This window comes from Clostridium hydrogeniformans DSM 21757, from assembly GCF_000686705.1.
GTDB classification, from domain to species: domain Bacteria; phylum Bacillota; class Clostridia; order Clostridiales; family Clostridiaceae; genus Clostridium_Z; species Clostridium_Z hydrogeniformans.
Genome location: NZ_KK366005.1, coordinates 251442 through 264922 on the forward strand (window position 1 = coordinate 251442; position 13481 = coordinate 264922).

A 13481-nucleotide genomic window follows, 5' to 3' on the forward strand; every position below is an offset into this window, starting at 1 on the left:
CTAATAAATAGGTTAATACTTTGCATTAAGCCATATATCCACTGATAAAAACTCATAAGTCTAAGAAGACTTATTTAAATACTTAGGCGCTGTAATTCTTATTCCTATAGCACCTATAGGTGCAGTAATTAATACACTTAATATTGCTATTGCTTGCATAACTTCCCCATAAACAACTCCCATTTGAAGGGGTATTCCAGCTTTTGCTGATTGTACTGTGGCCTTTGGAAGATAAGCTATTATACAAAACAGTCTCTCTTTAGGTGTTAAATCAGTTCCTGTAAGAGAAATTAAAACTCCAATTGATCTTACACATAAGGAACCTGTTAAGATTAATACTCCAACTAAAAAGTATTGTCCTACAAGAGAAGGATTTATAGCTGCACCAACAAAAGTAAATAGGAATAACTTCCCCATGCTCCACACCTTATCCATGATCTTCTTTATTGAAAATGTACTTTCTTCTATGGTGCTCCTTAAGAAAAATCCATATATCATAATAGATAAAAGAGAGTTGAATATTTCCACATGAAAGTTTGACTCAATACTTCTTAGTCCTAAGCATACTAAAAAAGCTATTAATGCTTTTACTCTTATATCTTTAACTCTACTTATAATAGGACTTGTTAATTTTGATGATAAGTATGCTACTCCTATACTTATCATTATAGCTATAGGTATTGAAATGAGTTGTCTTTCTAAGGATACCTGTGCTCCGTGCTCCCTTCCAATATATATGGATAAGAAAGTGGTAAATAAGGTTATTGCTATGGTATCATCTGCTGATGCTCCAACCAGTAACATTTGAGGAATTGATTTATTTGTGCCAAGTTTTTTATCAATTAAATCTAACATAGATGGAATAAGCACAGCTGGACTTACAGCGGCTATTATAAATCCTAATATGGCTCCTTGAATAAAATCAAACCCTAAAAATACTGTAGATAATATAGCTATGGCAAAGCCTTCTAATGTTGCAGGTATGATACTAAGTAGTACTGCTGGTCTTCCTATAGATTTCATTTCACTACTGCTTATGCCAAGCCCTCCTATAAATAACACTGTAACTAAGGCTATATCCTTAATAATAGGTGATAAATCTAAAGTCTCCTTTGGAATGATATCTAGAAAAGATGGTCCAATAAGCATTCCAAAAATCATCATTCCTAGTAAGGATGGAAGATTTATCTTCTCTACTCCCTTTCCTAAAATATTAGCTCCTACTGCCATTAATACTAAACTAATAGCTATAACTATTATATTCATAATACTTCTCCTTATATTAATATATTTGTGCATCATATTTTCATAACCTTAATAGTTTAATAAAAAAGGTTTATGTGAAACCTTAATTCTTATTCCTTTTTTAATTTTTTAAAGCTATAAGATTTTAATATAAGTCCTTAACTTATCCATTAAAAATATCATTGATTTGTCTTGATTTACCTGGATATATAAATTAAGTTTAAAACTTAAAACCCTATATTAAAACTCTGTAAGATTTATCAATTTTAAGAACAAAAAACTCCTACAAATATGGTATGCACATTTGTAGGAGTCATTAGCTTCATAGAACGAATCTTCTTCAGGTGGTATTCTTTCCATCACCTGAAGATTAGATGAGTTAATCTAGGGTTGTCGCAACTGTTATCCACCACCTTACATGCGTGTGGGGGTGTTACAGCTTATAGCCATCAGATAAAGTAAGCGGTTAAAGGTCGAACTCCATGACCTATAAATTTATAAAACAATTATATTACTATATTATTTTTGAGTCAATATTACGGTCTAAATAATATTAAAATATAAGGGCAAATGATATCCCCACCACAATAATATTACTTAATAAGTTTACCACATCATTATTTACTCCCGGTATCCCTTTAACTCTAATAAGCTGATTTTCCTTTGAGTAAATTTCTACTATATCGCCCTTAGAGTTTTTGTATTTAACTTGAATGGTTTCTCCTAATATGCTATCTATTATAGATCCTAAAAATCCTAATGCTATACACAGTATAAAATAGCATACTAACTTCTCTTCCGTTCCTATATTTAAATATCCTATTACAAAGAATATTCCAATGAGGCTTGACCCCATAAATGATGCTAATGTACCTAATAATGATACACCACCTGATTCTCCCCTTTTAATTCTTTTAAATGTTATTAAAGATATTGGACTCCTTTTACTTAAAACTCCCACTTCTGATGCCCAGGTATCTGCATTAGCTGTAGCGAAAGATATACAATAAATAAGATAGTAGATGTTATTATTTGTTTTATAAAACATGTATGAAAGTATAAGGCCTATTCCACCATTGGCCAATACCTGTATGTAGTTTCTCCCCTTTTTATCCTTCTCGTAGTTATCCTCTAGCTTGTTTTCTTTTTTAATCTTTGTAAGTAATGAGGATGATATAAAAAATACCATCATTATACTATAGAAAGAAGCTCCTCCAAAGGTATATATTAATGACCCAAGAATAACAGCCCCTATAAACCCACTTAAATTCAAAGATTTTTTACTAAAAGCTAGCCCTGCTATTACAATAGAAATAATACATCCTATTAAAGTTTCCACCTTTTAATCACCACCAAATAGTTAATCCCTTTGTTAAATAATAAAAGACTCCTGAAGTTATTAATGGAACAGTTATGTTATCAAACCCCATAGGAGTTAAAAGTTCAGCAGCTGTTGCAACTAAGCCTAATATAACACTTATTCCAAAGGAATTATTAATTCCTAAAACCATCATAATTACATAAGCTAGTGCTGAGCATATTAAAAACATAGTTAAGGTTCCTTCTAAAGATTTTTTATATCCTAGAATTTTAAATTCATGTTTTCCATATCTTACACCAACCACAGCTGCAAAGCCATCTCCATACCCCATGGCAAGTATACCCATAAGCCCTATATAAGGAGTCTTATCACCATTAAAGGTTATAAGAGAAAGTATAAATAATGAAATAGCATAATAAACAGTTCCTAAATCTTTTAATCCCCCATCCCTTTCCATAGCCTTAAATACCTGTTTTTTATAAGAGATATAGTTAACTATGATAAATAATAAAGGGACAATAGATGCATAAATAGGATTTCTGAAAAAGATTATAGCTATTATCCACCAATTTGAAACCACTATATGTATAAACTTACGACTTCCTTCATCCTTTAATATATTAAATTTTGTAAGAAGTGTAGATAATCCTATTGCTAAAAATACAAATGCTAATGATACTAAAATTCCTACTGCATTCTCCATGGCTATCTCCTTTCTACTTAATTTGTAGCCACCCATAATAACTTCCTGCACGTAATAAACAACTATATATTTAAGTACATTTTTTAATATCTGCTGTTACAATATACCATAATATGGTTATACCATAAAATACAATACTATGAAAAAACTATAACCTCACTTATTATATATTATAATATATTTTTTTCATAGTTATATTGTAATTAAATTTAGTTAAGAAAATTGTAAGAAATCTTTAATATTAAGTCACTGTATTCCTTAATATTATTCTGTTTTGAACCTTTTTAGTATAATATGTAAGTAAATCTTGATATTTATCACTTACACTTATAGGGTTTTAATATAAACCCTTAACTTACTTCTTAAGAATATCCTTCATTTATTTTCCTTTAGATACATGTATAAATTATTTCTTAAACTTATGACTCTATAAAATAAAGATATAAGCCTTATAAAAGATAAAGTAATGTAAAAGAAAATAGTTAAAAGTTAGGCATAATCTTAATAAATAATGAGCCTAACCTCTAACTATTATACAATATAATAAACTCTTTTATAATATATAGGTTTTATTATTAAAACTCCATTTACTCAGTTGAAACTCACTGAGCTATTAATCAATAAAATTTAACTTATTTTCTAAAACATATTATATATAAATTATCTCCTATTCTAATAACATAGAGCCCTTAACTTCCTTCTCACTCCATGGAATTAAAACAGTGTTTCCATTAGAATGATCATTAATTTTCTTGATCCACTTTTCCTCTTCCAATGCTTTTGTCATAAGGAGTGGATTCTTAGTTTCTGTTATAGATAAGCTAGAGTTTATAATCCACCACTTATTATTTATCCCTGCCCTTTTTAAATCTTCTTCAAGCCTTTTAGCTTCAAAGAACGGAGTTGCCTCTGGAAGGGTTACTATTACCACCTCTGTTTCATTCTTATCTCTAAGTCTTGGAAGTAATTTTTTAACTGATTCTGGTACCTCCCCTTTAGACCTTTCAATCTCTCTATGATAACTTTCCGTAGAATCTAAAAGAAGTAAGGTATGTCCTGTTGGGGCTGTATCTATAACTACAACCTCTGAATCTGCTTTTTCCACCAGTTCTGAAAACCCACGAAACACTGCGATTTCTTGGGTACAAGGGGATCTTAAGTCCTCTTCCACATAAGCAATATCATCTTCACTCATTTCTTCTCTTGCTTTACTTAAAACCTCTTCCTTATATTTTTCAAGTTCTAACTCCTCATCTATATGGCTTACCTCTATGTTATCTTTTTTATCCAAGGTAAAAGCTAAATGATGAGCTGGATCTGTGGTGGTTAAATGTACCTTTACCCCTCTTTCTGATAGTCCAAGAGCTATAGCTGAAGCTAAGGTAGTTTTTCCAACTCCTCCTTTACCCATGGTGAATATAACCCTTTTATTAGAAATATATAAATCATCAATTAAATCATGTATTCCCTTTAAGTCTTCCTTTTCTAAAGGTTTCTCCTTCTCTTCTATATAATCTTCCTTAAGCATTTTTCTTATATTTTCAATTCCTATAACATTATAAGACCTTAATGGTATGGTAAAGGTTTCTATGGTTTTAAGGTGCTCTGGAATATGCTCTAAGGCTTTTTGCTGCTTTATATATAAACCCTCTGATATAGCATCGCCCTTTGTATACCCTTCTAAAACTCCATTTATAACAAGAATTTGATTATTAACTCCTAGTTCCTTAAGTTCTAAAGATGCTCTTTCCCCCTCCTTAAGAGGAGTTTCCTCTGGTCTTGCTACTAATATTAACTTAGTTTTATCCTTATTACTTAAGGTACTTACAGCATTTTTATACATTTCCTTCTTACTTTCAAGTCCAGCTAATTGCCCAAGGCAAGAAGCTCCATGAGTGCTCTCACTTATAAAATTACTCCAGGCTGAAGGAAGTTGAAGCATTCTTAATGTATGTCCTGTCGGTGCTGTATCAAATATTATATAATCATATTTCTTTTCAGTTTCTTCATCAGTTATAAAGTTTGAAAACTCATTAAAGGCTGCAATCTCAACTGTGCAAGATCCTGAAAGCTGTTCTTCCATATTTTTTATAACTGTTTCTGGAAGTTTTCCTCTATAAGGTCCAACTACAGACTCCCTATACTCCCTAGCAGCCTCCTCTGGATTAAGGTTTATAACCACTAGATTTGGAACCTCACTTATAGTTACCCCCTTATTATCTAAATCTCTATTAAATACATCTTGTAGGTTTGATGCTGGATCTGTACTTATAAGAAGAACCTTATTTCCTTTATCTGCTAGAGTTACAGCTGTAGCACAAGCTGTAGAGGTTTTTCCTACCCCTCCCTTACCTGTAAAGAAAATATATTTAGTTAATTCAATATTATCTAGATTAAAAGTTTTATACACAAAGACCCCTTCTTTCTCTAACAGCATCCGTCATTGTTGCAGCAACAGCTATTTCCTTTATTTAAATTCAAGGTTAGAGGTTCTTCCTTAAGATTAAGAACCTTGTAAAATTCCTCATTAGTTAAATATTCCTTAGTCTTAACTACCTCTCCATCTAGTAAGGTTATTGGAAGTATGTCTACTCCCTCCTTCATTAGGTACTCATTTATAACCTTATTATCTACAAAAGCTTGAGGATCACTGGATAGATTATACCTTTTTACCTCTCCACCCTTTTTAATAATTGCACTTATAACTGTGGCAACTCTTAAAAGATTCTTATCAACACTTGGACCACAAACTCCTGTAGAGCAACACATTGCTGGATCAAAAATTTCCATTTTACTCATAAATATCTCTCCTTTTATATTAAAACTTATTTTTAGTTTTATTAGCTATTTTAACTAAAGTAAGCATAACAGGAACCTCAACCAGTACTCCAACTACTGTGCTAAGGGCTGCTCCTGAATTTAATCCAAATAAAGCTATGGCAACAGCTACTGCCAATTCAAAAAAGTTACTGGCTCCTATAAGTCCAGCTGGTGCAGCTATATTATGAGGAAGCTTTAAAAACTTAGCCCATCCATAAGCAAAGAAGAATATAAAGAACGTCTGTATAGTAAGTGGTACTGCTATTAAAACTATATGAAGTGGATTATTTAATATAATTTCTCCTTGGAAGGAAAAGATTATAACTAAAGTTAAAAGAAGTCCAACCACAGTTATATTAGAAAACTTTCCTAAAAATTCATTATGAAAATACTCTTCTCCTTTAGTTTTTATAACATTCTTTCTTGTTAAATACCCTGCTACTAAAGGGATAACTACAAATAGTATAGTTGATAATACAAGGGTTCCATAGGGTACAGCCACATCACTAACTCCAAGTAAAAAAGCCACTATTGGAGCAAAAGCTACTAATATTATAAGATCATTAACTGCTACCTGAACTAAGGTATAAGCTGGATCACCTTTGGTTAAATAACTCCATACAAACACCATGGCAGTACAAGGGGCTGCCCCTAAAAGCACTGCTCCTGCAAGGTAATCCCTTGCTAAATCCTCTGGTATAAATGTCTTAAAAACTATATTAAAGAAAAAATATGAAAATAAATACATGGTAAAAGGCTTAATAAGCCAGTTAGTTACACAAGTAACCATAAGTCCCTTAGGCTTTTTAGTTACATTAACTATGCTTGAAAAATCTATTTTAAGCATCATTGGATAAATCATAAGCCATATTAAAATAGCCACTGGTACTGAAACATTATAATACTCAAATTTTGATAAAGTATTAGGTATAAAAGGTATAAACTTACCTATAGCAATTCCTAAAACTATGCAAATAGCTACCCATAAGGTTAAATACCTCTCAAAAAACCCAAGACCTTTTCCTTTTTCTTTAACTTCATTACTCATAATTTACTTTAGTAAGGAATATCCTTACTAATTCTCCACCTCCCTTTAATATTTTATATACTCTAAGTTCACCCTCTTAGTAGATATATTATTTTTAATAAAAAAATTTATTTACCTTACTTAATAATCTATTAAGAGTCCACCTAGACAAGTTTATCCCTTGTAATAAATATCTCTACATCTTTTAACCAAGATTCTTATATATTATTAAACATGGGATAAATATGTACTAACACTTTTTAGTTAAGCAATCACAGTTTAAGCCACTATCTTTATATTTTATAAGGTTATCCTTGTCTTCTCTTAACATAGGATTTTTTAAAAGTTCTTTTCCTATAACCTCTTCTACAAAAGGATAATCCTTATATAATTCTTCATTAATTTTATAATAGGTGTACTTATTCACCTTATAGCTCTCTAAAACCTTAGCCTTACTCATATTATTTAGGTGTCTAGAGGCATTAGATTGGGTAAGCTCTAGTACATGCTCTATTTCACAAACACATAAATCCCCATCATATAGTATGTTAAGTATTCTAAGTCTTGTTGTATCTGATAGCATTTTTAAAACTTCTAATATATCCATATATTTTTCTCTCCTTTAATACTTGTTTGCAAGATATTTTAATTCCACTTCTATAGGTTTTAAGTTTTAAATTTAATTTATATATTTAGCTAAAGCAATATAAATCAATGATTTCTTAATGAATAAGTTAAGAACTTATCTTAAGATCCTATACTTCTAACTTTAAAATATCTTTATTCTTCTATGTGTTCAATAAACTTTGGCTATATTTATACTAAATATTAATTCAAATAACTAACCTAAAGGAATTTCATTATTTTCTATTCTTTTTCCTAAGTCCTTTACCTTTTCTTCAATAATCTTTGCTGTATTAATAAATTCTTCATAGCTTTTTCCAGTAGGATCATCTAATCCCCAATCCTCTTCATGTTTAGAAGGAAGAAATGGACAAACAACATTACATCCCATCTTTATAACAATATCAACCTTTGGTATATGACTAATTAATTTTGAATGTTGAGACTCATTCATATCTATATGATATAAGTCCTTTATAGCCTTAACTGCATCTTCATTTATATTAGGCTTTACCTCTGTTCCTCCAGAATAAGAATCAAAGATATTCCTTGTAAAAACCTTACCTAAAGCTTCTGCCATCTGAGATCTACAAGAATTATGTACACATATAAAAGCAACTTTCGGCTTCATAAAATATCCTCCTTTAAACATATGGTTCTACACTCACATTACTCCATACTCATATTACTCTATACTCATATGATATTCCTACATAATGTCATTGTCAATACTTTTACTAATTATTTCAATTTTAATGTATAATATTAGTAAACATGAAAATTTTTAGAGGTGATTTCTTGCGTAATATATTAAAAAGCTTTAAGAACCATAAAAGAGCTACTATATTTCTTACTCTAGGTCTCTGGATTGGTACATCCCTCCTTACCTTCACCCTATCTTACATAAACTCCCTGGAAAGTAAGTCTAAAATATCTGGAGTTAAGGATAAAGACTATTCTACTTTTAAGTGGGCAAATAATGCTAAGCTAGCTTATCTTGAGAAAAATATACTAGTCCTTTCTAGGGATTCTTATATAGATTTGAGAACTAGTATCTATATAGACGAAAATAGATGTGATATTCATGGTATAGGATTTTATGATGAAAAAATATATACCCCTAATACAAGTGGAAAGTTTTTTTCTAAAGATCCTATAAATGAGGATACTAATGTAGCTATTATAGGAAAAAACTTATCTAATAAAATATACAAAGAAAATAATAAATCCTTTATAACTATAAACAATACTCCTTATGAAGTCATAGGAGTAAGCAAGGAGTCTTATTATTTAAATTCTATTTTATTACCTATGAAGTCCTTTTTTAATATTACTAAAAATGATCCTATAATGGACTTCTCATGGATGGTCATAAGCCCCAGTCTTAGTTTAAGTACCATAAAATCTACCTTAGGAATTTCTAATTCACCTAAAGAATTATTTATTGACCTTAAAAATAATGACGTCTATGACCTAAATACTGTTTTCTTAATGTTTACCAGCATCATAACCCTCTTAGTTGCATCTATTAATATTGTTAATTTTATCTCCATATGGATAGAGGAAAGAAAAAAAGAAATTGCTATAAGAAAGGCAGTTGGGGGGACCAATCTCCTCATAAGAAGAATGATATTTACTGAAATTGTAGTATTAAATTTAATAGCTTTATCCTTAAGTTTCTTAACTATAACTATTATAAATTCAGTTATAAACAAGCTAATGATCTTAGATTTTTATATGATTTTATCTTTTAAGACTATTATAATATCTGCCCTAGCTTCTATCTTACTTTCTATAATTACAGCTCTTCCCTCTTATAAAAAAGCAACTAATATTCAACCATCAATTATATTAAAGGAGGAGTAGAAATGAAGTATTTTAGCAGCTTAAAATCCATAGGAAAACGTAAGAAAGAAACTACTCTCTTAATTATACAATTAACCTTATCCACCCTTGCCTTCTTAATTCTTTATCACAGCTATAACTACTATAGTATAAAGAAAAACATCTATGATAAAATCATTGATATAGATAAAACCTTAGTTAATAACAGCTCTGTTTCTAATCATGGATGGTCGGATTGGGATAATCTAGTACCAACCCTCACTAAGCTTAAGGACGATGGTAAGATAAAAGAAATTAGGATAATAAATAAAGGACAAAGCAGTCTTGAGTTTAATGGTAACTATTACCCTTATTATACAATTTCAAGAGAATACTTAATGGCTCTAAATATAGAATTAGAAGAGGGTACTATGCCTACCTATGAAGAATTAGATCCTAATAAAACTTGGGATTACATACCTATTATTGTAGGCAATAAATTCAAGGACCAAGTTAAAGTTGGAGATACCACTACTTTAGAGAGTATGGTAAATTCAGAGGATTCAATTTCTGATTATAAAAGAAATTTTAAAGTTGTTGGCATAGCTAAGGCTGGTTCTATGATAATGGTAGATAATCATTCTACTAATTTAGATATAAGAATAAATGATTATGGTATATATGCACCAATAAGTATATGGAAATATAAGTTTACTGATAAAACTAAAGATAGAATTAATATACCCATTAGGGCTGGATATAATGAAAAGTTTAATCTCCCCTATGAAATTAAAGATAATGAAATTGTAGTTTATAATAGTGATTTTATTAATTCTATAGGAGGATTAAAATTCCAACTAATTGTAAATGAAAAAGATGATATAAAATCTGTTCGCTCTCTTTGTAATTCTATATTTGAAAGTAATAACTATCCACTGAGGGTTATAGAACTTAAGGTAAATCAATGGGATGAAATAAGCTTATTTAACACCTTTCTTTTAGGAACATTGGTATTTTCTATAATAATATTCTTTTTTACCATAATAGGTATAGGTTTAACTACTCTATATTCTCTAGAAAGTAGAAAGAAGGAATTTGGGGTAAGATTGTCCCAAGGTGCAACCATAAATAAAATAGCTTTTCTTATTATTAAAGAAAATATAATTAAAGTCCTTATTTCTTCCTTTTTATCTCTTATCCCTTACCTTTATGCAAAGAATATTCTTGATGATTATTACACCTTAAATACGGATTATAGTTATGCATTAAACCTAGGTTTAATTCCTTTTCTTATTGTAAATCTAATAATTACACTAGTTGTAATACTTAGCATTTTACCTGCTATAAGAAAGTTAAAAACCTTAAGTGTAGTTGACTTAGTTAGGGGGAAAAAGTAAATGAGAAATGTTATTCGTCTTATTGATATAAAAAAGTCCTATAGTGATGGAAGCCTTAAAACTGAAGTATTAAAAGGTATAACCTTAGATATAAGGGAGGGAGAAATGGTAGCGATAATGGGATCTTCTGGCTCTGGAAAATCCACCTTATTAAATATAATGGGTTGCATAGACAAGGCAACTGAAGGAGAATACCTCCTCCTTGATAAAGATACTGGAAATCTATCTCACTATGAACTAGCCCAAATGAGAAATAAGACTATCGGCTTTGTATTTCAAAGTTTTAATCTTCTTGATGATTATTCCCTTATTGATAATGTAGCCCTTCCCCTTACTTATAGTACTACCTTTAAGGGGTCTATGAAAAATAAATCTATTGAGGTTCTTAAGTCCCTAGGACTTGAAAAACACCTAAAGAAAACACCAAAGGAATTATCAGGAGGAGAAAAACAAAGAGTTGCTATAGCTCGTGCTCTAGTAAATAATCCTAATATAATCTTAGCTGATGAACCAACAGGATCATTAGATAAAAAAACTAGTGAGGGAATAATGAATATATTAAAAGACATAAATTCTAAGGGCAAAACTGTTATAATTATAACCCATGATTCTAATATTGCATCCCACTGCAATAGAATTCTCAATTTAGATGATGGAATAATTGAACTTCCGCATTAAAAAATATAACTACATAGACTTTAAAAATCTACTACATCATATTGTAGTTTTATTCTTTCTACCACAGCTCCATTGACTTTTACTGTTATAGATTCTTCATTTATGTGAGAAACTATTAATGGTTCTACTTAATTCCATACTCCTAGAGCTTACTTTAGATAAGATAAATAGTAAAAATTCTGTGAAATATGAAAATTCAACAGAATTTTCTTAAGAAAAATAAAGGATATTAGAAAAAACTTAAGAATATTAAATATTATATAATAAAATAATTCTAACCAAGGTTAAATGAGGTAAAAACATGAAGAAAAACTACTTAATTATAGGAAGTGGTGTTGCATCAATAAGTGCTGCAAAGGCTATTAGAGATGCTGATAAGGATGGTAATATATCTATATATGGAGAGGAAGCCTCCCTTCCTTATTCAAGAATAAAACTTTCTAAAAACTTAATGAATGATTTAAATAATGACAAAATCCTTTTAAAAAAACCTCAATGGTATGAGGAAAATAATATAAAAGTTTTTGATAATATAAGAATTTCTAGCATAGATATTAAAGATAACTTAATAGTAACGTCAGAGGGAGAAAAAATCCCTTATTATAAATTACTAATTACAACAGGAGCTAATAACAGAAGTCTTCCTATACCAGGTAACAATAAAAAGGGAGTCTTTACCCTTAGAGATATAATGGATGCAAATAATATTAGAACTTATCTAGAGGGTAGAAATAATGTTGTTCATATTGGTGGAGGTATCCAAGGTCTTGAAACCGCTTGGACTCTACATACCAGTGGTAAAAAAGTATCTATTATTGAAATAGGTGATAGGCTTATGGCTAAACAGTTAGATAAAAAAGCCTCCCTTATATTAAAGAATAAAATAGAAGAATCTGGAGTGAATTTATTTTTAAATACAACTATAGATGAAGTCTTAGGTTCTGAAAAAGTAGAAGGAATTGCAGTAAATAAAAATAAAATCCTTCCTTGTGATAGCATAATTTACTCCATAGGTATAACTCCAAATATTGAAATTATAAGAAACACTGAAATCAAAGTGAATAAAGGTATTATAGTTAATGATAATATGGAGACCTCTGTTAATGGAATATATGCTGCTGGTGATGTAGCTGAGCTTCAAGGTGCTATAGAAGGCCTTTGGACTAAAGCTATGGATCAAGGTAAGGTATCTGGAAGTAATATGGCAGGGAATAATATTAAATATAAAAAGGCTGTTCCTATCACCATGCTTAATGGATTTAATATTTCCTTACTTTCTATTGGTGATGTTAATGAAGGAAGTTATGATGATAGCATAGAAGAGGAAATAAATCATAAGTATATAAAGATCTTTATTAAGAATAATAAAGTAGTAGGTGCTATTTCCATTGGAGATGTTACTTACTCTCAAGTTTTTAAAACTTCTATAGAAAAAGAAGTATCTTTAGATGGTATTAACCTTAAGAATATATCTATTAAAAACTTTATTCTTGAGATTAAAAATAGACTTAAATCTTAAAGTTTATATTGTAAAATCATTAAAACATATTAGGAATAAGTTAATTCTAAATAACTCTAAACTGCTTAAAATTATTTTAAATAAATAATAATAATAATAATAATAATCTAGGAGGTAGAGAAATGAAAAAATATTTATGTGTACCATGTGGTTATATTTATGATCCAGAGGTTGGTGATCCTGATTCAGGAATAGAACCTGGAACAAGCTTTGAAGATATTCCAGATGATTGGGTATGTCCATTATGTGGAGTAGGTAAAGAAGACTTTGAACTAGTAGAAGAATAATAAGTGTTAAAGACCTTAGAGAATTTAATATCCTCT

The 13481-nt window shown here is 29.8% G+C and carries 13 protein-coding genes; 5 read left to right on the plus strand and 8 right to left on the minus strand.

Features of this window, described 5'->3' with window-relative positions; all coding sequences use genetic code 11:
- Window positions 1–60: 60 nt before the first annotated feature.
- From BR69_RS0118195 to BR69_RS0118230, 8 genes are all read right to left on the minus strand, one after another.
- Window positions 61–1266: a cation:proton antiporter gene (locus BR69_RS0118195; RefSeq protein WP_034850113.1), complete on the minus strand. Its 1206-nt coding sequence runs from the start codon at window positions 1264–1266 to the stop codon at window positions 61–63.
- 532 nt (window positions 1267–1798) lie between these two features.
- Window positions 1799–2584, minus strand: coding sequence for a DUF92 domain-containing protein (locus BR69_RS0118200; RefSeq protein WP_027634486.1), 786 nt, complete (start codon window positions 2582–2584; stop codon window positions 1799–1801).
- A gap of 7 nt (window positions 2585–2591) precedes the next feature.
- Complete coding sequence (locus BR69_RS0118205) at window positions 2592–3305, minus strand: diacylglycerol/polyprenol kinase family protein (RefSeq protein WP_027634487.1); 714 nt, start codon at window positions 3303–3305, stop codon at window positions 2592–2594.
- Window positions 3306–3936: 631 nt separating this feature from the next.
- The gene (gene arsA, locus BR69_RS0118210) at window positions 3937–5679 is read right to left on the minus strand and encodes an arsenical pump-driving ATPase (RefSeq protein ID WP_027634488.1); all 1743 of its coding nucleotides are present in this window, start codon (window positions 5677–5679) and stop codon (window positions 3937–3939) included.
- Window positions 5680–5696: 17 nt separating this feature from the next.
- Window positions 5697–6068, minus strand: a complete 372-nt coding sequence (gene arsD / locus BR69_RS0118215; RefSeq protein WP_027634489.1) for an arsenite efflux transporter metallochaperone ArsD — start codon at window positions 6066–6068, stop codon at window positions 5697–5699.
- Window positions 6069–6087: 19 nt separating this feature from the next.
- On the minus strand, window positions 6088–7137 hold the full coding sequence (arsB, locus tag BR69_RS0118220; protein ID WP_027634490.1) for an ACR3 family arsenite efflux transporter: 1050 nt from the start codon (window positions 7135–7137) through the stop codon (window positions 6088–6090).
- Window positions 7138–7366: 229 nt separating this feature from the next.
- Complete coding sequence (locus BR69_RS0118225; RefSeq protein ID WP_027634491.1) at window positions 7367–7723, minus strand: ArsR/SmtB family transcription factor; 357 nt, start codon at window positions 7721–7723, stop codon at window positions 7367–7369.
- A gap of 234 nt (window positions 7724–7957) precedes the next feature.
- Window positions 7958–8371: an arsenate reductase/protein-tyrosine-phosphatase family protein gene (locus tag BR69_RS0118230; RefSeq protein WP_027634492.1), complete on the minus strand. Its 414-nt coding sequence runs from the start codon at window positions 8369–8371 to the stop codon at window positions 7958–7960.
- Between the two features lie 167 nt (window positions 8372–8538).
- On the opposite strand from BR69_RS0118230, the gene BR69_RS0118235 reads away from it, so the two are divergent.
- The 5 genes from BR69_RS0118235 (at window position 8539) to rd (ending at window position 13445) form a co-directional block, all read left to right on the plus strand.
- Complete coding sequence (locus BR69_RS0118235) at window positions 8539–9606, plus strand: ABC transporter permease (protein WP_027634493.1); 1068 nt, start codon at window positions 8539–8541, stop codon at window positions 9604–9606.
- Between the two features lie 2 nt (window positions 9607–9608).
- Window positions 9609–10961 carry an FtsX-like permease family protein gene (locus BR69_RS0118240; RefSeq protein ID WP_027634494.1) on the plus strand — a complete coding sequence of 451 codons (1353 nt, stop codon included), beginning with the start codon at window positions 9609–9611 and terminating at the stop codon, window positions 10959–10961.
- The gene (locus tag BR69_RS0118245; protein WP_027634495.1) at window positions 10962–11639 is read left to right on the plus strand and encodes an ABC transporter ATP-binding protein; all 678 of its coding nucleotides are present in this window, start codon (window positions 10962–10964) and stop codon (window positions 11637–11639) included.
- 301 nt (window positions 11640–11940) lie between these two features.
- The gene (locus tag BR69_RS0118250) at window positions 11941–13158 is read left to right on the plus strand and encodes an NAD(P)/FAD-dependent oxidoreductase (protein WP_027634496.1); all 1218 of its coding nucleotides are present in this window, start codon (window positions 11941–11943) and stop codon (window positions 13156–13158) included.
- 122 nt (window positions 13159–13280) lie between these two features.
- The gene (gene rd, locus BR69_RS21630) at window positions 13281–13445 is read left to right on the plus strand and encodes a rubredoxin (protein WP_084315574.1); all 165 of its coding nucleotides are present in this window, start codon (window positions 13281–13283) and stop codon (window positions 13443–13445) included.
- Window positions 13446–13481: the final 36 nt, after the last annotated feature.

Coding starts and splice junctions, on each gene's coding strand:
- BR69_RS0118225 (WP_027634491.1), bottom strand. CDS start 7,723: ATGGATATATTAGAAGTTTTAAAAATGCTATCAGATACAACAAGACTT.
- arsD (WP_027634489.1), bottom strand. CDS start 6,068: ATGAGTAAAATGGAAATTTTTGATCCAGCAATGTGTTGCTCTACAGGA.
- BR69_RS0118230 (WP_027634492.1), bottom strand. CDS start 8,371: ATGAAGCCGAAAGTTGCTTTTATATGTGTACATAATTCTTGTAGATCT.
- BR69_RS0118240 (WP_027634494.1), top strand. CDS start 9,609: ATGAAGTATTTTAGCAGCTTAAAATCCATAGGAAAACGTAAGAAAGAA.
- rd (WP_084315574.1), top strand. CDS start 13,281: ATGAAAAAATATTTATGTGTACCATGTGGTTATATTTATGATCCAGAG.
- BR69_RS0118250 (WP_027634496.1), top strand. CDS start 11,941: ATGAAGAAAAACTACTTAATTATAGGAAGTGGTGTTGCATCAATAAGT.
- BR69_RS0118205 (WP_027634487.1), bottom strand. CDS start 3,305: ATGGGTGGCTACAAATTAAGTAGAAAGGAGATAGCCATGGAGAATGCA.
- BR69_RS0118245 (WP_027634495.1), top strand. CDS start 10,962: ATGAGAAATGTTATTCGTCTTATTGATATAAAAAAGTCCTATAGTGAT.
- BR69_RS0118195 (WP_034850113.1), bottom strand. CDS start 1,266: ATGAATATAATAGTTATAGCTATTAGTTTAGTATTAATGGCAGTAGGA.
- arsB (WP_027634490.1), bottom strand. CDS start 7,137: ATGAGTAATGAAGTTAAAGAAAAAGGAAAAGGTCTTGGGTTTTTTGAG.